Annotated in this window: 16 protein-coding genes; all 16 read left to right on the plus strand. The window is 64.7% G+C overall.

All coding sequences use genetic code 11. The features are described 5' to 3' along the window. Window positions 1-319: 319 nt before the first annotated feature. Complete coding sequence (dksA, locus tag PNI01S_RS14930; protein WP_015478905.1) at window positions 320-763, plus strand: RNA polymerase-binding protein DksA; 444 nt, start codon at window positions 320-322, stop codon at window positions 761-763. A gap of 68 nt (window positions 764-831) precedes the next feature. Then, a complete protein-coding gene (gluQRS, locus tag PNI01S_RS14935) occupies window positions 832-1,719 on the plus strand; it encodes a tRNA glutamyl-Q(34) synthetase GluQRS (RefSeq protein WP_084358512.1) in 888 nt (295 codons plus the stop codon). 199 nt (window positions 1,720-1,918) lie between these two features. Continuing rightward, the gene (locus PNI01S_RS28240; protein ID WP_015478907.1) at window positions 1,919-2,095 is read left to right on the plus strand and encodes a hypothetical protein; all 177 of its coding nucleotides are present in this window, start codon (window positions 1,919-1,921) and stop codon (window positions 2,093-2,095) included. Next, window positions 2,079-5,030, plus strand: coding sequence for a sensor histidine kinase (locus tag PNI01S_RS14940; RefSeq protein WP_054910799.1), 2,952 nt, complete (start codon window positions 2,079-2,081; stop codon window positions 5,028-5,030). The genes PNI01S_RS28240 and PNI01S_RS14940 overlap by 17 nt, the downstream gene beginning before the upstream one ends. A 26-nt stretch (window positions 5,031-5,056) precedes the next feature. Further along, window positions 5,057-6,493: a sigma-54-dependent transcriptional regulator gene (locus tag PNI01S_RS14945; protein ID WP_038803379.1), complete on the plus strand. Its 1,437-nt coding sequence runs from the start codon at window positions 5,057-5,059 to the stop codon at window positions 6,491-6,493. Window positions 6,494-7,247: 754 nt separating this feature from the next. Next, window positions 7,248-8,651, plus strand: coding sequence for a polynucleotide adenylyltransferase PcnB (locus tag PNI01S_RS14950; RefSeq protein ID WP_038803378.1), 1,404 nt, complete (start codon window positions 7,248-7,250; stop codon window positions 8,649-8,651). Further along, window positions 8,648-9,133 carry a 2-amino-4-hydroxy-6-hydroxymethyldihydropteridine diphosphokinase gene (gene folK / locus PNI01S_RS14955; protein WP_084358513.1) on the plus strand — a complete coding sequence of 162 codons (486 nt, stop codon included), beginning with the start codon at window positions 8,648-8,650 and terminating at the stop codon, window positions 9,131-9,133. Before PNI01S_RS14950 ends, folK begins: the two co-directional genes overlap by 4 nt. Before the next feature lie 141 nt (window positions 9,134-9,274). Continuing rightward, entirely contained in the window at window positions 9,275-10,072 is a 798-nt protein-coding gene (panB, locus tag PNI01S_RS14960) for a 3-methyl-2-oxobutanoate hydroxymethyltransferase (RefSeq protein ID WP_024765342.1), read from the plus strand. Next, a complete protein-coding gene (gene panC, locus PNI01S_RS14965) occupies window positions 10,072-10,923 on the plus strand; it encodes a pantoate--beta-alanine ligase (RefSeq protein ID WP_024765341.1) in 852 nt (283 codons plus the stop codon). The genes panB and panC overlap by 1 nt, the downstream gene beginning before the upstream one ends. Before the next feature lie 122 nt (window positions 10,924-11,045). After that, window positions 11,046-11,426: an aspartate 1-decarboxylase gene (gene panD, locus PNI01S_RS14970; RefSeq protein ID WP_084358514.1), complete on the plus strand. Its 381-nt coding sequence runs from the start codon at window positions 11,046-11,048 to the stop codon at window positions 11,424-11,426. 89 nt (window positions 11,427-11,515) lie between these two features. Further along, entirely contained in the window at window positions 11,516-13,180 is a 1,665-nt protein-coding gene (pgi, locus tag PNI01S_RS14975) for a glucose-6-phosphate isomerase (RefSeq protein WP_084358515.1), read from the plus strand. A 243-nt stretch (window positions 13,181-13,423) separates the two neighbouring features. After that, the gene (acs, locus tag PNI01S_RS14980; RefSeq protein ID WP_037014337.1) at window positions 13,424-15,361 is read left to right on the plus strand and encodes an acetate--CoA ligase; all 1,938 of its coding nucleotides are present in this window, start codon (window positions 13,424-13,426) and stop codon (window positions 15,359-15,361) included. An 82-nt stretch (window positions 15,362-15,443) separates the two neighbouring features. Then, a complete protein-coding gene (locus PNI01S_RS14985; protein WP_037014340.1) occupies window positions 15,444-16,322 on the plus strand; it encodes an oxygenase MpaB family protein in 879 nt (292 codons plus the stop codon). Between the two features lie 99 nt (window positions 16,323-16,421). Further along, on the plus strand, window positions 16,422-17,600 hold the full coding sequence (locus PNI01S_RS14990) for an acetyl-CoA C-acetyltransferase (RefSeq protein WP_084358516.1): 1,179 nt from the start codon (window positions 16,422-16,424) through the stop codon (window positions 17,598-17,600). 125 nt (window positions 17,601-17,725) lie between these two features. Further along, complete coding sequence (locus PNI01S_RS14995) at window positions 17,726-18,406, plus strand: response regulator transcription factor (RefSeq protein ID WP_226045591.1); 681 nt, start codon at window positions 17,726-17,728, stop codon at window positions 18,404-18,406. 100 nt (window positions 18,407-18,506) lie between these two features. Then, complete coding sequence (locus PNI01S_RS15000) at window positions 18,507-21,656, plus strand: DUF748 domain-containing protein (RefSeq protein WP_084358517.1); 3,150 nt, start codon at window positions 18,507-18,509, stop codon at window positions 21,654-21,656.

Genomic DNA, 21,656 nt, shown 5'->3' on the forward strand with positions numbered 1-21,656 from the left:
TTTGCGACAGAGCCGGGATTCTAACAGGCCACTGATGGATACTGGGCAGCCGCGCATAGACAGTGTGGCGCTTGGGAATTTGCAGGCTTCGTCTGGCAAACACCAGCGATTCTGCGAAGGTTTGCCGTGAAACTCGCTGGTCGCGACCAGTGGGTCGGCAAGCTGGCAGTCAGGTATGTGCGGGCACTGCCAGCCTCGACAACCGGGAGTAGCGTCCCCGTTATCGTTCTGGTAAGTTCGCCCGCTGCGAGCGCGGGGCCGGCGGTGCCGGAGAGGGACCATCCGCGAGAGGATTAGCGAGAGTGAGAGGCGGTCATCCATGCCCACCAAAGCAAAACAACAGAGCAGCCAACTGATTCGTGGCTTCGAGCCCTACCAGGAAACCAAGGGCGAGGAGTACATGAGCGATCGCATGCGCGCGCACTTCACCTCCATCCTCAACAAATGGAAAGTTGAGCTGATGGAAGAAGTGGACCGCACTGTGCACCACATGCAGGACGAAGCGGCCAACTTCCCGGACCCGGCCGACCGTGCCAGCCAGGAAGAAGAGTTCAGCCTCGAGCTGCGCGCCCGCGACCGCGAGCGCAAGCTGATCAAGAAGATCGACGAGACCCTGCAACTGATCGAAGACAACGACTACGGCTGGTGCGATTCCTGCGGCGTCGAGATCGGCATCCGCCGTCTGGAAGCCCGCCCCACCGCCACCCTGTGCATCGACTGCAAGACCCTGGCGGAAATCAAGGAAAAGCAGCTGGGCTCCTGAGCCTGGTTGATCCCGAACGGGGCGCTGCGGCGCCCCGTTTCGTTTCTGCTGCCATCTGAAGAGCCGCCATGCCCACCACCCAGTACATCGGACGCTTCGCCCCCACGCCCAGCGGCTACCTGCACTTCGGCTCGCTGGTGGCCGCTGTCGCTTCCTACCTGGATGCGCGCTCGGTGGGTGGAAAGTGGCTGGTACGCATGGAAGACCTCGACCCGCCACGGGAAATGCCCGGTGCCCAGGCGGCCATCCTGGAAACCCTGGAACGCTACGGCTTCGAGTGGGACGGCCCGGTGCAGCGCCAGAGCGACCGCCACGCAGCCTACTCCGCGCAGGTCGAACAATGGCTGCGCAGCGGCCTGGCCTACGCCTGCACCTGCTCGCGCAAGCAGCTCGAAGGCAGTAACGGCATCTATCCCGGCACCTGCCGCGACACCCAGCATGACTGGCACGGCGACGTCGCCATCCGCATCCGCGTGCCGGAACTGGACTATCGCTTCACCGACCGCCTGCAGGGCGAATTCCACCAGCATCTGGGCCGCGAAGTGGGTGACTTCATCATCCGCCGCCGCGACGGGCTGTTCGCCTATCAACTGGCGGTGGTGCTGGACGATGCCTGGCAGGGTGTCACCGACATCGTCCGCGGCGCCGACCTGCTGGACAACACCCCGCGCCAGCTCTATCTGCAGGAACTGCTGGGCATCGCTGCGCCGCGCTATCTGCACGTCCCGCTGATCATCCAGCCCGATGGCCACAAGCTGGGCAAGTCCTACCGCTCGCCGCCCCTGGAAGCCGCACAGGCGTCGCCGCTGCTGGTGCGCGCCCTGAAGGCGCTGGGTCAGAATCCGCCCGCCGGGCTGGCGCAAGGCGCTCCGGGTGATGTCCTCACCTGGGGCATCAGGCACTGGAATGCCGACGCCATCCCCCATAGCCTGACGCTGGAAGACGCGCAGCTCTAGACTGGTAAACAGCAGCGGCTCTTCGCAGGACCGAGGGGGGCGCCTAGCCCTTGCTCGCGAACCCGAATCCCGCTGCGAGGGCTTGTTCGCGAGCACGCTCGCTCCCACAAGGTCTGCCGCTCCTTCGGCAAGAGCCGGGTCGGCTTGCCGGCGACTGTGAGCACAGGTAGCCTGCCCGCCGAACCAAGAGAGAGACGACATGTACATCTACCGACTGGTGTTGCTCCTGGTCGTGGGCATCTACCTGTTCTCACCGGCCATCATGGACTGGTGGATCGATCCCCACGGCGCCTGGTACCGCCCGTATCTGCTGTGGCTGATCCTGATCGTCGTCACCTTCATCCTGCAGAGCCAGCGCGATGCTGACGAGCTTTAGCCTCACCCAGCTGATCCTGATCAGCGCCGCTTACCTGATGGTCCTTTTCGGTGTCGCCTGGATCACCGAGCGCGGCTTCATCCCGCGCCGGCTGGTGCGCCACCCGTTGATCTACACCCTGTCGCTGGGCGTGTATGCCAGCGCGTGGGCGTTCTATGGCACGGTCGGGCTGGCCTACCAGTACGGCTACGGCTTCCTGGCGATCTACCTGGGCGTTTCCGGAGCCTTCCTGCTTGCCCCGGTGCTGCTCTATCCGATCCTGCGCATCACGCGGGCGTACCAGCTGTCCTCGCTGGCCGACCTGTTCGCCTTCCGCTTCCGCAGCACCTGGGCCGGTGCGCTGACCACGTTGTTCATGCTGATCGGCGTGCTGCCGATGCTGGCCTTGCAGATCCAGGCAGTCACCGACTCGATCAGCATCCTCACCCGCGAGTCGGAGCCCAACCGCGCGGCGCTGGCGTTCTGCGCGCTGATTACGCTGTTCGCCATTCTCTTCGGCGCGCGCCATATCGCCACCCGCGAGCGCCATGAAGGGCTGGTGATGGCGATCGCCTTCGAGTCGCTGGTGAAGCTGGTGGCGCTCTGCTCCATCGGCCTGTTCGCGCTGTATGGCGTGTTCGGCGGCCCCGACGGCCTGGAAGTCTGGCTGCTGCAGAACCAGGAAGCACTGAGCACCCTGCACACGCCACTCGCCGAAGGCCCTTGGCGCACGCTGCTGCTGGTGTTCTTCGCCGCGGCCATCGTGATGCCGCACATGTTCCACATGACCTTCACCGAGAACCTCAACCCGCGCTCGCTGCTCAGCGCCAGCTGGGGCCTGCCCCTGTTCCTGCTGCCGATGAGCCTGGCAGTGCCGCCGATCCTCTGGGCCGGCCTGCACCTGGGCGCCTCGACCAACCCGGAATACTTCACCCTCGGCCTGGGCATCTCGGTGGACAGCCCGGCGCTGGCGCTGACCGCCTTCATCGGCGGCATCTCCGCCGCCAGCGGCCTGATCATCGTGATGACCCTGGCGCTTTCGGGCATGGTGCTCAACCACCTGGTGCTGCCGCTCTACCAGCCGCCGGCCGAGGGCAACATCTACCGCTGGCTGAAATGGACACGCCGCGCCCTGATCGCCGCGATCATCATGGCCGGCTATGCCTTCTACCTGCTGCTGGGCGCCGAGCAGGACCTGTCCAACCTCGGCATCGTCTCCTTCGTCGCCACCCTGCAGTTCCTCCCCGGCGCGCTGGCCGTGCTCTACTGGCCGACCGCCAACCGCCGCGGCTTCATCGCCGGCCTGGTGGCGGGCATGCTGGTGTGGGGCGCGACCATGCTCACCCCGCTGGTCGCGAACATGCAGAGCATCTATCTGCCGCTGTTCAATTCGCTCTACGTACTGGACGACACCACCTGGCACCTCGCGGCGCTCGCCTCGCTGGCGGCCAACGTGCTGGTGTTCACCCTGGTCTCGCTGTTCACCGAAGCCAGCGATGAAGAGAAGGGCGCCGCCGAAGCCTGCGCCGTGGACAATGTCCGCCGCCCGCAGCGCCGCGAGCTGATCGCCGTGTCCCCGCAGGAATTCGCCAGCCAACTGGCCAAGCCGCTGGGCGCGAAGACCGCCCAGCGCGAAGTGGAGCAGGCCCTTCGCGACCTCCACCTGCCCTTCGACGAACGCCGCCCCTACGCCCTGCGCCGTCTGCGCGACCGCATCGAGGCGAACCTCTCCGGCCTGATGGGGCCGAGCGTGGCGCAGGACATGGTGGAAACCTTCCTGCCCTACAAGGCCAGCAGCGAAGCCTACGTCACCGAGGACATCCACTTCATCGAGAGCCGCCTGGAGGATTACCACTCCCGTCTCACCGGCCTGGCCGCCGAACTCGACACCCTGCGCCGCTACCACCGCCAGACCCTGCAGGACCTGCCCATGGGCGTCTGCTCGCTGGCCAAGGACCAGGAAATCCTCATGTGGAACCGCGCCATCGAGGACCTCACCGGCGTCAGCGCGCAACGCGTGGTCGGCTCCCGCCTGGCCGCCCTGCCCGACCCGTGGCGCGGCCTGCTGGAAGGCTTCATCGATGCGCCGGACGAGCACCTGCACAAGCAGCGCCTGTCCATCGAAGGCCAGACCCGCTGGCTCAACCTGCACAAGGCGGCGATCGAGGAACCGCTCGCGCCCGGTAACAGCGGCCTGGTACTGCTGGTTGAAGACCTCACCGAAACCCAGTCCCTGGAAGACAAGCTGATCCACTCCGAGCGCCTGGCTTCCATCGGCCGCCTGGCCGCCGGTGTCGCCCACGAGATCGGCAACCCCATCACCGGCATCGCCTGCCTGGCGCAGAACCTGCGGGAAGAGCGCGAGGGCGATAGCGAACTGACCGAGATCAGCGGGCAGATCCTCGAGCAGACCAAGCGCGTCTCGCGCATCGTGCAGTCACTGATGAGCTTCGCCCACGCCGGCGGCAAACAGGTCGCGGCCGAGCCGGTATGCCTGGCGGACGTCGCCCAGGAAGCCATCGGCCTGCTCTCGTTGAACAAGCGCAGCGTCGACGTGCAGTTCTTCAACCTGTGCGACCCGGAGCACTGGGTGGAAGGCGACTCCCAGCGCCTGGCGCAGGTGCTGATCAACCTGCTCTCCAACGCCCGCGACGCCTCGCCGCCCAACGGCGCGATCCGCGTGCGCAGCGAAGCCTCCGAGCAAACCGTCGACCTGATCGTCGAGGACGAAGGCAGCGGCATACCCAAATCGATCATCGACCGCCTGTTCGAGCCGTTCTTCACCACCAAGGACCCGGGCAAAGGAACCGGCCTGGGCCTCGCGCTGGTCTATTCGATCGTGGAAGAGCATTATGGGCAAATCACCATAGACAGCCCGGCAGACCCGGAACGCGAATGCGGTACCCGCATCAGCGTCACCTTGCCGCGGCATCCTGGCCCGACGGCCGAGCAGTAAACGAGCACGTCGAGAGAGCTGAATACATGGCACATATCCTCATCGTCGAAGACGAAACCATCATCCGTTCCGCCCTGCGACGGTTGCTCGAGCGGAACCAGTACCAGGTCAGCGAGGCTGGCTCGGTGCAGGAGGCACAGGAGCGCTACAGCATCCCGTCGTTCGACATGATCGTCAGCGACCTGCGCCTGCCCGGCGCCCCCGGCACCGAACTGATCAAGCTGGCCCAGGGCACCCCGGTGCTGATCATGACCAGCTACGCCAGCCTGCGCTCGGCGGTGGACTCGATGAAGATGGGCGCGGTGGACTACATCGCCAAGCCGTTCGACCACGACGAGATGCTCCAGGCTGTGGCGCGCATCCTCAAGGATCGCCAGGAGAACCGTAACGCCCCCGCCGAAGCCCGCGGTAACGCCAAGGCCGCCGAGCGTAGCAGCGGTAACACCGCCGCCGCGGATGGCGATATCGGCATCATCGGCTCCTGCCCGCCCATGCAGGAGCTCTACACCAAGATCCGCAAGGTCGCGCCGACTGATTCCAATGTGCTGATCCAGGGTGAGTCCGGTACCGGCAAGGAACTGGTCGCCCGTGCGCTGCACAACCTGTCCAAGCGCACCAAGGCGCCGTTGATCTCGGTGAACTGCGCCGCGATCCCGGAAACCCTGATCGAGTCCGAACTGTTCGGCCACGAGAAAGGCGCATTCACCGGCGCCAGCGCGGGTCGCGCAGGCCTGGTGGAAGCCGCCGACGGCGGCACCCTGTTCCTCGATGAGATCGGCGAACTGCCGCTGGAAGCCCAGGCGCGCCTGCTGCGCGTATTGCAGGAAGGCGAGATCCGCCGGGTCGGCTCGGTGCAGTCGCAGAAGGTCGACGTCCGCCTGATCGCTGCCACCCACCGCGACCTGAAAATGCTGGCCAAGACCGGCCAGTTCCGCGAAGACCTCTATTACCGCCTGCACGTCATCTCGCTGAAGCTGCCGCCCCTGCGCGAGCGCGGAGCCGACGTCATGGAAATCGCCCGCTCCTTCCTGGCGCGTCAGTGCTCCCAGATGGGGCGCCCGGCGCTGACCTTCTCTCACGAAGCCGAGCAGGCCATCCGTCACTACCCGTGGCCGGGTAACGTGCGCGAACTGGAGAACGCCATCGAGCGCGCTGTGATCCTCAGCGAAAGCCAGGAAATCCCTGCCGACCTGCTGGGCATCGACATCGAGCTGGACGATCTGGAAGACGACTTCGGCGATGATGGCGACCTGCGCCCGACCAACGGCAGCGCCAGCAATCACGAGCCCACCGAGGATCTGTCGCTGGAGGACTACTTCCAGCACTTCGTCCTCGAACACCAGGACCACATGACCGAGACCGAGCTGGCCCGCAAGCTGGGCATCAGCCGCAAATGCCTGTGGGAACGTCGCCAGCGCCTGGGCATTCCACGCCGCAAATCGGGTGCTGCGGCGGACTCGTAACAGGTCACCACACTGTTACCGGAGACATGCTCCGTAACAAAGCCGGGTTCATCGGTAACGGAAACCCGGCTTTTTTGTGCCTGTCGTTCGGAGGCGAATCCTCGCAAACCCTTGAAAAATAAGGATTCGCAAAAGTTGGCACGGCATCTGCTTTGTTATTGGCACAACAACAATAACAAGCACGACCACTCAAAATAAGAACAAGACGAAACGACTCCAGCACAACAAAAACAAAATCGCGGAGGCGCAGCTAACTGATTCTTTTGGAGAAGGGTAGCCGTCGGGAGCAGTCCCGCAACCAGTCAAGAAGAATAAAACTGTCTTGAGGCAGCACGCAAAACTGGTTGGATCGCAAGATCATTGCTCACTCAGCGACCAAAGCAATCCGTTTGCTATTGAGCACCTTCCAAGTGTGGAAGGTTCCCCGAAGCAGATAGCTTCGAGGGTCGGGTCTACAAACAAAAACAACAAGCCCGGTAATCATAATAAAAACAAAGCACGCACCTATTTGGGGGGGAGCCTCGGCTCCCCCAGTAGCTTTCGCTACACCCTATCCCCTTCTCCCCGCAAGTCCCTTTCCCCAGTTTTCTTCATCATCCCACCCCACAATGCTAGAATCGCCGCGGCGCAGACGGCAGACGATTTGCTGCCAATTGTTTCCAGGCAGCAGCAGGCACCCGCTATCCTCCAGGAAACGCCGTGAACGCGCGGCGCTGCAGACGCCATCCATACACCCATTCCCGATAGTGCACACATGCTGAAAAAGCTGATCCAGTCCATCCGATCCCCATTGCGCCGTCCGCGCGCTGTCCGCACTACTCCGGAAGTCGTTGGCAATCATCAGCACTCGCTGCGGCGGGAACAGTTCAGCAGGAACGCGGTGAACGTCGTGGAGCGCCTGACGAAGGCCGGCTACCAGGCCTACATCGTCGGCGGTGGCGTACGAGACCCGCTGCTCGGCATTCCGCCCAAGGACTTCGACGTGGCCACCAGCGCCACCCCGGAGCAGGTGCGCGCCGAATTCCGCAACGCGCGGGTGATCGGTCGCCGCTTCAAGCTGGTCCATGTCCATTTCGGCCGCGAGATCATCGAGGTCGCCACCTTCCGCGCCAACCATCCGGTCAGCGAAGACGATACCGACAGCGCCCACGCTTCGCGTAACGAAGCCGGCCGCATCCTGCGCGACAACGTCTATGGCACCCTGGAAGACGACGCCCAGCGCCGCGACTTCACCATCAACGCCCTGTACTTCGACGTTACCGGCGAACGCATCCTCGACTACGCCCATGGCGTGCGCGATATCCGCAACCGCCTGATCCGCCTGATCGGCGACCCGGAGCAGCGTTACCTTGAAGACCCGGTACGCATGCTGCGCGCGGTGCGTTTCGCCGCCAAACTGGATTTCGAGATCGAGAAGCACAGCGCTGCGCCGATCCGCCGTCTCGCCCCGCTGCTCAACGAGATTCCGTCCGCGCGCCTGTTCGACGAGGTGCTCAAGCTGTTCCTCAGCGGCAAGGCCGAGCGCACCTTCGAATTGCTCAACGAATACGACCTGTTCGCTCCGCTGTTCCCGGCGAGCGCCAAGGCGCTGAAGGATGACCCGGAATACGCCGGCAAGCTGATGCGCCAGGCCCTGGCCAACACCGACGAGCGCATTCGCCTGGGCAAGCCGGTTACCCCGGCCTTCCTGTTCGCCGCACTGCTTTGGCCGGCCCTGCCCGCCCGCGTGCTGAAGCTGCAGGACCGCGGCATGCCGCCGATCCCGGCGATGCAGGAAGCCGCCCACGAGCTGATCCTCGAACAATGCCGCCGCACTGCGGTGCCCAAGCGCTTCACCATCCCGATCCGCGAGATCTGGGACATGCAGGAGCGCCTGCCGCGCCGTCAGGGCAAGAAGGCCGATCTGCTGCTGGAAAATCCGCGTTTCCGCGCCGGCTACGACTTCCTTCTGCTGCGCGAGAGCGCCGGCGAGGAAACCGGAGGTCTCGGCGACTGGTGGACCGACTACCAGGAAGCCAGCGACGGCGAGCGCCGCGGCATGATCCGCAACCTGGCCAGCCAGCCGGAAGAAGCCGGCGCAGCCCCGCGCAAGCGCCGGCGGGGCGGCAACAACCGCCGCCGTCGCGGCCCACGCACCGAAGGCACCAGCAGCGAATGAGCGAGCGCGTGTACATCGGGCTCGGTAGCAATCTCGCCGAGCCGCGCCAGCAGCTGGAAGCCGCTCTGAAGGCCATGGCGCAGATTCCTGCCAGCAAGGTAGCGGTGGTTTCCCCGCTGTACGCCAGCGATCCTCTGGGCCCGCCGGACCAACCACGTTACGTCAATGCCGTGGCCGCGCTGGATACCGACCTGGAGCCACTCGCCCTGCTGGATGCCCTGCAGACCATCGAGCTGGAACAAGGGCGCGTACGCAAGGACGAGCGCTGGGGACCACGCACCCTCGATCTCGATATCCTGCTGTTCGGTGACCGGGTGATCGACGAGCCGCGCCTCACTGTCCCTCACTACCACATGCACGCCCGCGCCTTCGTGCTCTACCCGCTGGCAGACCTGGCCCCACAACTGCGTTTCCCCGACGGTCGTACCCTGCCCGAGCTGCTCGCCGCCTGTCCGCTCAGCAGCCTCGAGCGCCTGTCCTGAGGCATGCTGCGCCCCAGGCGTGGGGCGCACTGACAGTAACGCCGTAACAGTCCGGTAACACCTGCAATTGACTTCGCCTTTTTCGATCCGGACTATAGGGCCCCGTTTGCCCCTGCCCGGCGCAGAACCGAGGACACTTTCATGCCTGATGTCACCCTGACCACCCTGCAAGGTCTCAAGCAAAGCGGCGAAAAGATCGCGATGCTGACCTCCTACGATGCCACTTTCGCCCACACCGCCAGCCTGGCCGGTGCCGAAATGCTGCTGATCGGTGACTCCCTGGGTATGGTGCTGCAAGGTCACGACAGCACGCTGCCGGTGACCGTCGAAGACATGGCCTACCACACCGCTGCGGTCAAACGCGGTAACAAGGGCGCACTGATCGTCACCGACCTGCCGTTCGAATCCGGCACTTCCCTGGACCAGTTGCTGCGCGACTCGGTCAAGGTGATGCAGGCCGGCGCCCATATGGTCAAGCTCGAAGGCGGCTCCTGGCTCGCCGAACCGATCGTCCGCCTGGCGCAGATGGGCATCCCCGTGTGCGCACACCTGGGCCTCACCCCGCAGGCCGTCAACCTGTTCGGCGGTTTCAAGGTGCAAGGTCGCCAGGAGGCCCAGGCGCGCCAGTTGCGTGCCGATGCCATTGCCCTGGAGCAGGCTGGTGCTGCTGTATTGCTGCTGGAGTGCGTACCGTCCGCCCTGGCGAAGGAAATCACCGAAGCCGTGAAGATCCCGGTCATCGGTATCGGCGCCGGTGCCGGCACCGATGGCCAGGTGCTGGTGATGCATGACCTGCTCGGCCTGTCACTGTCCGGTCGTTCGCCGAAGTTCGTGAAGAACTTCCTCGAAGGCCAGCCCGATATACAGTCCGCTTTCACTGCCTATGTGAAGGCCGTGAAGGACGGCACCTTCCCTGGCCCGGAGCACGGTTTCGCCTGATGAACACAGTGAAGACAGTCCGCGAGCTGCGTGCCGCCGTGGCGCGCGCCCGTAGCGAAGGCAAGCGCATCGCGCTGGTGCCGACCATGGGCAACCTGCACGCCGGGCACGCCGCGCTGGTGACCAAGGCCGGCCAGCGCGCCGATTTCGTGGTCGCCAGCATCTTCGTCAACCCGCTGCAGTTCGGCCCCAGCGAAGATCTGGAAAAATACCCACGCACCCTTGCCGCCGACCAGGAGAAGCTGCTCAGCGCCGGTTGCCACCTGCTGTTCGCCCCCACCGTCGAGGAGATGTACCCGGACGGCATGGACGGCCAGACCCGCCTGCACGTGACCGGCGTTTCCGAAGGCCTGTGCGGCGGCAGCCGACCGGGCCACTTCGATGGCGTCGCCACCGTGGTCTGCAAGCTGTTCAACATGGTCCAGCCGGACATGGCGCTGTTCGGCGAGAAGGACTTCCAGCAGTTGGCGGTGATCCGCAAGCTGGTGCGTGACCTGAACCTGCCGATCCAGATCTTCGGCGAGCCGACCGTGCGCGCGGAGGATGGCCTGGCGCTGTCCTCCCGCAACGGTTACCTGACCGACGAGCAACGCGCCGTCGCGCCGGTGCTGCAGCGCACTCTGAGGCAACTGGCCGAGCGCATCCGCCAGGGCGAGCGCGACTTCCCCGCGCTGCTGGCAGAAGGCAGCCGGCAGATCGAAGCGGCCGGCCTGCGTATCGATTACCTCGAAGCCCGCGAATCCGCCGGTCTGCGCCCCGCCACCGCAGAGGATCATCAGTTGGTGATTCTGGTTGCCGCCTTCCTGGGCACCACCCGGCTGATCGACAACCTCGCCTTCCACATCGACTGATTCCCCGCCCGACACCCGAATTTTCGCCTCGAAGCCGCGCCAACCGCGGCCTTGAGCGACTTCGGGTGCTCGGGCATACTCGCCCCGCTCTCCTCGACCAGAAGAAAAACAGGAGCCACGTCATGCAGAGCATCATGCTCAAAGCCAAACTGCACCGCGCCGAAGTCACCCACGCCGTGCTCGACTATGAAGGCTCCTGCGCCATCGACGGCGAATGGCTCGATCTCGCCGGAATCCGCGAGTACGAACAGATCCAGATCTACAACGTCGACAACGGCGAACGCTTCACCACCTACGCTATCCGTGGCGAGGAGGGTTCGCGGATGATTTCCGTCAACGGCGCCGCCGCTCACAAGGCCAAGGTGGGTGACCGCGTGATCATCTGCGCGTACGCTCAGTTCAGCGACGCCGAGCTGGAAGGCTACAAGCCGCGCATGTTGTACATGGCTCCCGGTAACAAGCTGAGCCATACCAGCAACGCGATCCCGGTCCAGCTCGCCTGATCCGAAGAGACGACGCCCGGAACCACCGGGCATCTTTTCCGTTCGAAAGCCTCAAGCTCAAACACGCCCGTCTTACCCGAAGGTACGTCATGGAACACCACCTCACCCCGCTGGATGCCACCCAACTGGCGAGCTGGAAGGCATTGGCCGCCCACCGCCAGGAACTGCAGAGCTTCACCATGCGCGAGGCATTCGCCCAGGACCCGGAGCGCTTCAAGCGCTTCTCCCTCAGCGCCTGCGGCCTGTTCCTCGACTTCTCGAAGAACCTGATCCGCCAGGACACCCTCGACCTGCTGGTGAAGCTCGCCGAGGAAGCCAAGCTGGGCGAGGCCATCCAGTCCATGTTCCGCGGCGAGGTGATCAATGCCTCCGAGCGCCGCCCGGTGCTGCACACCGCGCTGCGCCGCCCTATCGGCGATAAGGTGCTGGTGGACGGCAACGATGTGATGCCCGAGGTGCACCGCGTGCTGCACCAGATGACCGAACTGGTCGCCGCCGTGCACAACGGCCTGTGGCGCGGCTACACCGAGAAGCCGATCACCGATGTGGTGAACATCGGCATCGGTGGCTCCTTCCTCGGCCCGCAACTGGTCTCCGAAGCGCTGCTGCCCTTCGCCCAGAAAGGCGTGCGTTGCCACTATCTGGCGAACATCGACGGCAGTGAATTCCGCGAGATGACCGCCAAGCTCAACGCCGAGACCACGCTGTTCATCGTCTCGTCGAAGTCCTTCAGTACCCTGGAAACCCTGAAAAACGCCCAGGCCGCCCGCGCCTGGTACCTGGCCCAGGGCGGTAGCGAGGCGGAGCTGTACCGGCACTTCATCGCCGTTTCCAGCAACAAAGAAGCCGCTTCCGCCTTCGGCATCCGCCCGGAAAACGTCTTCCCGATGTGGGACTGGGTCGGCGGCCGTTACTCACTGTGGTCGGCCATCGGCCTGCCAATCGCGATGTCGGTGGGCATCAACAACTTCAAGGAACTGCTGTCCGGCGCCTACAGCATGGACCAGCACTTCCTCACCGCGCCGTTCGAGAAGAACATCCCGGTGCTGCTGGGCCTACTCGGCGTGTGGTACGGCGACTTCTGGGGCGCGCGCAGCCACGCGATCCTGCCCTACGACTACTACCTGCGGAACATCACCGATCACCTGCAGCAGCTGGACATGGAATCCAACGGCAAGAGCGTGCGCCAGGACGGCACCCCGGTGTCCGCCGGCACCGGCCCGGTGATCTGGGGTGGCGTGGGCTGCAACGGCCAGCACGCGTACCACCAGTTGCTGCACCAGGGCACCCACCTGATCCCGGCCGACTTCATCGTCCCGGTGTCCAGCTACAACCCGGTCGCCGACCACCACCAGTGGCTGTACGCCAACTGCCTGTCGCAGAGCCAGGCGCTGATGGTCGGCAAGAGCCGCGCCGAAGCCGAGGCCGAACTGCGCGCCAAGGGCGTGGACGAGGCCGAAGTGCAGCGCCTGGCGCCGCACAAGGTGATCCCGGGCAACCGCCCGAGCAATACCCTGGTGCTGGAGCGCATCAGCGCCCGCCGCCTGGGCGCGCTGATCGCCATGTACGAGCACAAGGTCTACGTGCAGAGCATCCTCTGGGGCATCAACGCCTTCGACCAGTGGGGCGTGGAGCTGGGCAAGGAGCTGGGCAAGGCGGTCTACGGGCGCCTGGTCGGCAGCGAGGAAAGCGCCGCCGAGGACGGTTCCACCCAGGGCTTGATCGACTTCTTCCGCGGCCGTCACCGCGGCTGATGGATTTACGAACGGGTGAGCGCCTGCTCACCCGTTTGCTCGGCCCGGCACTCTCCGCCATCCCCCTCAGCTCCATCCGCCCTCCCCACCTCTGCGCCTAGCGCTCTGCAGCGCCGATCAGAACACCCACGCGGGAACGTTCCCGTCTGGTGGCGCGTCGAAACTGCATGGACAACCCTTGAACCCGCCTTGCCTTGGATGCACCCTTGGGACATCTCGGCTAAACAACAACAAGGATTCCCCATGCATGAGATCAGCCTTCACCCCGTGCCGGAGGCCGTACGCAAGCGTGCCTACCTCGACAACGATGCCTACCAGCGCCTCTACCAGCAGTCGGTAGACGACCCGCATACCTTCTGGGGCGAGCAGGCCAAGACCTTCCTCGACTGGTTCAAGCCCTGGCACTCGGTGCACCACGGCGACCTCGCGAAGGGCCAGGCGACCTGGTTCAAGGGCGGCGAGCTCAACGTCACCTACAACTGCATCGACCGCCACCTCGAACAGCGCGCCGAGCAGGTCGCGATCATCTGGGAAGGCGACAACCCGGCCGAATCCGCCAACATCACCTACCGCAAGCTGCACAGCCATGTCTGCCGCCTGGCCAATGTGCTCAAGAGCCGCGGTGTCGGGAAAGGCGACCGGGTCTGCATCTACATGCCGATGATCCCCGAAGCTGCCTACGCGATGCTGGCCTGCGCACGGATCGGTGCGATCCATTCGGTGGTGTTCGGCGGTTTCTCCCCGGACGCCCTGCGGGACCGCATCAACGATGCCGATTGCCGCACCGTGATCACCGCCGACGAAGGCGTGCGCGGCGGCAAGTACGTCCCGCTGAAGAAGAACGTGGAAAAAGCCCTGGCGGACTGCCCGAACGTGTCCACCGTGGTCGTGGTCGAGCGCACCCAGGGCGAGATCCCGTGGGTCGAAGGCCGCGACCTCTGGTACCACGAGGCCCTGCGCGAGGCCAGCGAGGACTGCGCACCAGAGCCGATGGATGCCGAGGATCCGCTGTTCATCCTCTACACCTCCGGCTCGACCGGCAAACCCAAGGGCGTGCTGCACACCACCGGCGGCTACCTGCTGGGCGCGGCGATGACCCACAAGTACGTGTTCGACTACCACGACGGCGACATCTACTGGTGCACCGCAGACGTGGGCTGGGTCACTGGCCACAGCTACATCGTCTACGGCCCGCTGGCCAACGGCGCCACCACGCTGATGTTCGAAGGCGTGCCGAACTACCCGGACGCCTCGCGCTTCTGGCAGGTGATCGACAAGCACCAGGTGAACATCTTCTACACCGCACCCACTGCCATCCGCGCGTTGATGCGCGAAGGCGATGCTCCCGTGCAGAAGACCAGCCGTAGCAGTTTGCGCCTGCTCGGCTCAGTGGGCGAGCCGATCAACCCGGAAGCCTGGGAGTGGTACTACGAAGTCGTCGGCGAGAAGCGCTGCCCCATCGTCGACACCTGGTGGCAGACCGAAACCGGCAGCATCCTGATCACTCCGCTGCCCGGCGCCACCGACCTCAAGCCCGGCTCGGCGACCCGCCCCTTCTTCGGCGTGCAACCGGTACTGCTGGATGAGCAGGGCAAGGAGATCGATGGTCCCGGCTCCGGCGTACTCGCCGTGAAAGCCAGCTGGCCCAGCCAGATCCGCAGTGTCTACGGTGATCACCAGCGGATGATCGATACGTACTTCAAACCCTACCCCGGCTACTACTTCACCGGCGATGGCGCGCGCCGCGACGAAGATGGCTACTACTGGATCACCGGCCGTGTGGACGACGTGATCAACGTCTCCGGCCATCGCATCGGTACCGCCGAGGTGGAGAGCGCGCTGGTGCTGCATGACTCGGTCGCCGAGGCCGCCGTGGTCGGCTATCCGCACGACCTCAAGGGCCAGGGCATCTATGCCTTCGTCACCACCATGAACGGCATCGAGCCCAGCGACGCACTCAAGCAGGAACTGCTGGCCCTGGTGAGCAAGGAGATCGGCAGCTTCGCCAAGCCGGAAATGCTGCAGTGGGCGCCGGGCCTGCCCAAGACGCGCTCGGGCAAGATCATGCGGCGCATCCTGCGCAAGATCGCCTGCAACGAACTGGAAAACCTCGGCGATACCTCGACCCTGGCGGACCCCAGCGTGGTCCAGGGGCTGATCGACAACCGCCTCAACCGTTGACCTGCGCTACAGGCCGAGGGCGCAAAGATGCTAGGTTTATGGAACAGACCTGTCGTCCTTGCCCCGAGGCCTGTCCGCCGCAATGGAAACCGTTCGCCGTCATATCGAAAGCCAGGTACTCAGCCTGACCGGCCTCGCCCTGGGCGGGGTCGACTTCGAGTCGCCCAAGGGCGATCCCGGCCTGTTCGGGCCGGAATCCATCAGCTGGAAAGTCCATGGCGACTTCAGCTCGATGCTCATTGGCGGCATCAGCGCCCTGCTCCTGCAGATGCTCCACCCGGCCGCCCTCGGTGGAGTGTGGGACCACTCCAACTTCCGCGCCGACATGCTCGGCCGCCTGCGCCGCACCGGGCAGTTCATCTCCGCTACCACCTACGGTTCGCGCGGTGACGCCGAGAAGCTGATCGAGCGCGTGCGACGCATCCACGACGGCGTCCACGGCACCCTTCCCGACGGCACCCCCTATGCGGCCAGCGACCCGGACTTGCTTACCTGGGTGCACGTCGCCGAAGTCAGTTGCTTCCTTGCCTCGCACCTGCGCTACCTGAACCCGAATCTTTCCGGCGAAGAACAGGACCGCTACTACGACGAGATAGCCCTGATCGCCGAGCGCCTCGGTGCACGCAATGTCCCGCGCTCGCGGGTGGAGGTTGCGGCCTACCTGCAACACATGCGCCCACAGCTTCGCTACGACGAACGCACCCGAGAAGTGGTCAGCGTGCTCTTCAACGCCCCTGCCCCCAGCTTCCTTGCCAAGCCCTTCGGCATGCTGATGATGCGCGCCGGCATCGACCTGCTCCCGGAGTGGGCGACTGACCAGCTTGGCCTGAGCCTTGGCAGCCTGCAGCGCCAGCTGATCCGTTCCAGCGTGAAGCGCAGCGTGCCGCTGTTGCGCTGGGCGGTGCGCAACGGTTCGCTGCACCGCGCGCGCCGGCGAATGGGGCTGCCCCCTCTGCGCTGAAACGTGACCACTCGGTTCGGAGGGTGGTGAGCCGGCGGCGAGCGTGCAACCATGCTCCTTCGCTGCGGCCGTTGCCGCGCCAGCCAGAGGATTCGCGTCATGCAAGAAGTCGTCATCGTCGCTGCCACCCGTACCGCCATCGGCAGCTTCCAGGGTTCGCTCGCCACATTGCCGGCCCATGAACTGGGCGCCGCGGTGATTCGCAGCCTGCTGCAACAGACCGGCCTGGATCCGGCCCGGGTGGATGAAGTCATCCTCGGCCAGACACTGACCGCCGGTGCCGGCCAGAACCCGGCGCGCCAGGCTTCCATTGCCGCAGGCCTGCCCAACACGGTGCCGGCGATGACGGTGAACAAGGTCTGCGGCTCCGGGCTCAAGGCCTTGCACCTGGCTGCGCAGGCCATCCGCTGTGGTGACGCCGATATCGTCATCGCCGGCGGCCAGGAAAGCATGAGCCTCGCCCCCTACGTCATGCCTGGCGCCCGTACCGGCCTGCGCATGGGCCACGCCAAACTGGTCGACAGCATGATTCAGGACGGCCTGTGGGATGCCTTCAACGATTACCACATGGGCATCACCGCCGAAAACCTGGTGGAGAAGTACGGCATCAGCCGGGAGGACCAGGACGCCTTCGCCGCCGAATCGCAACGCAAGGCCGCCGAGGCCATTGAAGCGGGGCGCTTCAAGACCGAAATCACCGCCATCGAGATTCCCCAGCGCAAGGGCGAAGCCCTGCGCTTCGACACCGACGAGCAGCCCCGCGCCGGCACCACCGCAGAATCCCTGGCCAAGCTCAAGCCGGCGTTCAAGAAGGACGGCAGCGTCACCGCCGGCAACGCTTCGACCCTCAATGATGGCGCAGCCGCCGTATTGCTGATGAGCGCGGCCAAGGCTGCAGAACTGGGCCTGCCGGTCCTGGCCCGTATCGCCGCTTATGCCAACGCCGGTGTCGACCCTGCCATCATGGGCATCGGCCCGGTCTCGGCTACCCGCCGCTGCCTGGAGAAGGCCGGTTGGCAGCTCGCCGACCTGGACCTGATCGAGGCCAACGAGGCGTTCGCCGCCCAGGCATTGTCTGTGGGCAAGGAACTGGGCTGGGATGCCTCGAAGGTGAACGTCAACGGCGGCGCCATCGCCCTTGGCCATCCCATCGGCGCATCGGGCTGCCGCGTACTGGTCACCCTGCTGCACGAGATGCTGCGCCGCGACGCGAAAAAGGGCCTCGCGACGCTCTGTATCGGCGGCGGCCAAGGTGTGGCACTGGCTCTGCAGCGCTGACCTATCGGGACTTGCTGAGCAGAATTCCGTCTGCACAGCAAGTCTCCACGCACGATTGCAGGCCCATGCCCTCCTAAGTTGATTCTCCGCATGCTTTCGGTCCTACGCATAGGAATATTCCGTAGGTGCTTGAACAACTGGTCTATCTTCAAGATCAATGCGCGCAATTATTTGGACTCAGGGAGTCAACCATGAAGAAACGTGTGGTGCTGATCGAGGATCACCCCGCGATGCGTTTGGCGATCCGTTCGCTGCTTGAACAGGATCCTCAGTTCGAAGTAGCACGCGAGGCAGCCGATGGTCATGGCGGTCTGGACGCTGTCCGCAAGGAACGGCCGGACCTCGTGATACTGGACCTCAACCTGCCAGGGATGGACGGCCTCGACCTGCTGGCGCGTATCCATATTTTCGACGAGAACATCCGCCTGCTGGTATTGAGCTCGCAGGATGAGCGCCTGTATTCAAGCAAGGTCGAAGCCGCGGGTGCGCATGGCTTCGTCAGCAAGAACAAGGACACCAGCGCCATTCTCAACGCCGCTCGCATGCTGGTCTCGGGCTATCGCTGCTTCCCGGAAAAGTCACTGAGCATCGACAAGAACGCCGACCCGGTGGCCAGCCTGACGCCGCGCGAACTGGTGGTGCTGCGCAGCCTGGTGAGAGGCATGAGCAACAAGGACATCGCCGAGGAGCTCTTCCTCAGCCAGAAGACCGTCAGCACCTACAAGACGCGCATTCTGGAGAAGCTGAACCTTGAAAGCCTCGTGGACCTCGTTGAGTTCGCCCGCACCAATCGCCTGAACGACTGACAGACATCACTGAAAACCGCGTCCGAAGGCGACTTTCGAATCGAACCATCCCAGCCGTGCCATACTGGTTCTGCACGTCACGACGGAAACGACTCTCGCCATGCCCAAAGGATTGAAACGCGCCATCGGCGCGGTCTTGTTGCTGGTCTCCCTCTACTGCCTGCTGGGTTTTCTCATTCTTCCTGGCATTGGCCTGCGCGTAGCCAACCAACAACTGGCTCAATACTCGACGGGCCCAGCGCGCCTGGAACGCATCGAATTCAATCCCTTCAGCCTGGAGCTCACCCTCTGGGGATTGCACCTGGGCGAAGAGGGGCAGGAACAGGTACGTTTCCGCCGCCTCTACGCCAACCTCGAACTCGATAGCCTGTGGAAGCGCCAGTTGCACCTGGCGGATGTCGAACTCGATGCACCGCACACCGAGTTGCTGTTCGCCGAGAACGGCACGCTGAATCTCACCAGGCTGTTCAAGCTCCCCCCGAGCGAAACGACTCCCCCGCCGACGGAACCGAGCGATCCCTTCCCGCTGCGCATCGACCGCATACGGCTGGCCGAAGGCAGTCTGCATTTCCTCGACCGTCGCCCCAGCGAGCCGGTGGAGTTCGTCTTCGACCCGTTGGGGTTCGAGCTGCATAACCTCAGCACGCTGCCTGACGACGGCGCCGAAATGACACTGGTCGCCACCGGCCCGCACGGTGGCAAGCTCGACTGGAAAGGCGACCTGAGCATCGTGCCGTTCACCTCCAAGGGCAGCTTCACTGTCGACGATGTGCCGCTGAAGGCCTGGTGGCCCTATGTGCGTGACAACGCTCCGCTCAATCTGAATAACGGCATGCTCAGCGTCGCCTCCGACTACCACCTGGACCTGTCGAAGGACACCCAGCTGCTGCTGGACAAGACGACCATCAAGTTGCGCGACCTCGACCTGACATCACCTGAAGGCAAGCCGCTCGCCAAGCTCGCCACCCTGGATGTCGCCGACACCGCGCTGGACCTCGCCAAGCAGGAAGTGATCGTTGGTCAGATCCGCAGCCAGGGTCTGGAAGCCTGGGCTGCGCGGGAGAAGGACGGGCAGCTTGACTGGCAGAAGCTCTTCGCCGACTTCAAACCCTACAAGCGCCCCGAGGAGCCAACGCCTCAGGCACAGGCCGCCCCCGAGCAGAAGCCTGCCGAGAAGCCCACCAGCGAAGCCAAGGCGGCGTCCGGCGAGACTGCCACCGGCCAGCCGCAAACGCCCCCGGTGAAGGCCGCCAAGGAACAGCAGACGGCCGTGGTCACCCCCGAGGCCGAGGACAAAGCGCAAGGCAAGCCCACCGATGCAGCCAAGACTCCGCCAGCAGCCGTGGCCGCTTCAACAACCCAACCGCAGCCCGCAGATGCCCAGCCCGCCGCACCGGCTGAGCCGAAGAAGACCTGGCACGTGGTCCTGCGCGACACCCAGTTGCGCGGCTACAAGGCCCACCTGGCCGATCGCGCACCGAGCAAGCCGGTGAATCTCGAAGTCGGCCCGCTGAACCTCGACCTGCAGAACCTCGACAGCGGCCTGACCTCTCCCCTGCAGCTCAAGCTCAAGACCGGTCTCGGCCCCCGCGGCCAGATCGAGGCCAGCGGCCAGGTCATCCCCAACCCGGTCAGCGCAAAGCTCAAGGTCTCCACCCGCGACATCGACCTGCGCGTCGCCCAGGCCTACATCGATCCGTTCATCCGCCTGGAACTGCGCAGCGGCCTGCTGGCCAGCGACCTCGATGTCGACCTCAAGGGCGCCGAGCCGCTGGCTTTCAGCGTCAACGGCAGCGTTCAGGTCACGCAGTTGCATACCCTGGACACCCTCAAGAGCCGCGACTTCGTCAAATGGACCAAGCTGACCCTCAACGGCCTGGCCTACAAGCATGGCGACAGCCTGCTGATCCAGACGGTGTCGCTGGAAGAGCCCTACGCACGCTTCATCATCAACGAGGACCGCAGCACCAACGTCAGCGAGCTGATCATCGCGCAACCGGAATCCGCATCGTCCTCCGCGAACAAAGGCGGCAGTGGCAACAGCAAGCCGCTGGGCATCCGTATCGGCGGGGTGAAGATCAACAACGGTTCGGCCAACTTCGCCGACCTGACCCTGCGCCCGGACTTCGCCACCGCCATCCAGCAGCTGGGCGGTGAGATCGGCACCATCGACAACCGCAATCCGACACCCGCCTCGGTGGACGTGAAGGGCAAGGTCGACAAGTACGCCCCGGTCACCATCAATGGCAGCCTCAACCCCTTCTCGCCGCTGGAGAAGCTGGACATCGCCACCAGCTTCAAGCGCGTCGAGCTGACCACCCTGACGCCCTACTCCGGCAAGTTCGCCGGCTATCGCATCCGCAAGGGCCGGCTGAACCTGGACCTGCACTACCAGATAACCCAGGGCAAGCTGAAGGCCGACAACAAGGTGCTGGTAGAGCACCTGCAACTGGGCGAGAAGGTCGACAGCCCCGATGCTGTGGACCTGCCGGTGAAACTGGCGATCGCGCTGCTCAAGGACGCCAACGGCAACATCGATATCCAGCTGCCGGTGGAGGGCGACCTGAACAACCCGCAGTTCAGCGTCATGCCCATCGTCTGGCAGACCCTGCGCAACCTGGTGGTACGCGCGGTGCAGGCACCCTTCAAATTCATCGCCGGGCTCGCCGGCGGCGGCGACGAGGACCTGGGCAGCGTGACCTTCGCACCCGGCTCCAGCGAGCTGGATTCCGCCGCCCAGGCCAACCTCGACAAACTGGTCGGCGCGCTCAAGCAGCGCCCAGCCCTGAAGCTGGAAGTCGAAGGTGTCGCCGCCGCAGCCAGCGACGGCCCGCTGCTGGCCGACAAGCGCCTGAAACAGGAATACCAGAAGAACTACTACAGCATGTTGCAGCGCCGCGGCGACAAGGTGCCCAGTGACGCCAGCCAGTTGGAAGTCCCGGAGGATCTGCAGCCGATCCTGCTCGAAGGCGTCTACCGTGCGCGCCTGAAGAAACAACCTCCGGCGGAGTGGCAGGACCTGAGCAAGGACGAGCGTTCGGCGAAGATGCGCCAGGCCGTGCTCGACTCCTGGAGCGACAGCCAATTGCTGCTGCGCAAGCTCGGTCAGGAGCGCGCGACCCAGATCAAGGACTATCTGGTCAGCAAGGGCGGCCTGGGGGACGACCGCATCTACCTCATCGACGTCAGCTTCGGCGAAGCGGAGAATGGTGGCAAAGTGGCCGCCCAGCTTCACCTCGATAGCGAGTAA

This window comes from Pseudomonas nitroreducens NBRC 12694, from assembly GCF_002091755.1.
In the GTDB taxonomy this organism is placed as follows: domain Bacteria; phylum Pseudomonadota; class Gammaproteobacteria; order Pseudomonadales; family Pseudomonadaceae; genus Pseudomonas; species Pseudomonas nitroreducens.

Coding starts and splice junctions, on each gene's coding strand:
- PNI01S_RS14990 (WP_084358516.1), top strand. CDS start 16,422: ATGCAAGAAGTCGTCATCGTCGCTGCCACCCGTACCGCCATCGGCAGC.
- PNI01S_RS28240 (WP_015478907.1), top strand. CDS start 1,919: ATGTACATCTACCGACTGGTGTTGCTCCTGGTCGTGGGCATCTACCTG.
- PNI01S_RS14945 (WP_038803379.1), top strand. CDS start 5,057: ATGGCACATATCCTCATCGTCGAAGACGAAACCATCATCCGTTCCGCC.
- PNI01S_RS14985 (WP_037014340.1), top strand. CDS start 15,444: ATGGAAACCGTTCGCCGTCATATCGAAAGCCAGGTACTCAGCCTGACC.
- acs (WP_037014337.1), top strand. CDS start 13,424: ATGCATGAGATCAGCCTTCACCCCGTGCCGGAGGCCGTACGCAAGCGT.
- folK (WP_084358513.1), top strand. CDS start 8,648: ATGAGCGAGCGCGTGTACATCGGGCTCGGTAGCAATCTCGCCGAGCCG.
- gluQRS (WP_084358512.1), top strand. CDS start 832: ATGCCCACCACCCAGTACATCGGACGCTTCGCCCCCACGCCCAGCGGC.
- PNI01S_RS14940 (WP_054910799.1), top strand. CDS start 2,079: ATGCTGACGAGCTTTAGCCTCACCCAGCTGATCCTGATCAGCGCCGCT.
- panB (WP_024765342.1), top strand. CDS start 9,275: ATGCCTGATGTCACCCTGACCACCCTGCAAGGTCTCAAGCAAAGCGGC.
- panD (WP_084358514.1), top strand. CDS start 11,046: ATGCAGAGCATCATGCTCAAAGCCAAACTGCACCGCGCCGAAGTCACC.
- PNI01S_RS14950 (WP_038803378.1), top strand. CDS start 7,248: ATGCTGAAAAAGCTGATCCAGTCCATCCGATCCCCATTGCGCCGTCCG.
- pgi (WP_084358515.1), top strand. CDS start 11,516: ATGGAACACCACCTCACCCCGCTGGATGCCACCCAACTGGCGAGCTGG.
- panC (WP_024765341.1), top strand. CDS start 10,072: ATGAACACAGTGAAGACAGTCCGCGAGCTGCGTGCCGCCGTGGCGCGC.
- dksA (WP_015478905.1), top strand. CDS start 320: ATGCCCACCAAAGCAAAACAACAGAGCAGCCAACTGATTCGTGGCTTC.
- PNI01S_RS15000 (WP_084358517.1), top strand. CDS start 18,507: ATGCCCAAAGGATTGAAACGCGCCATCGGCGCGGTCTTGTTGCTGGTC.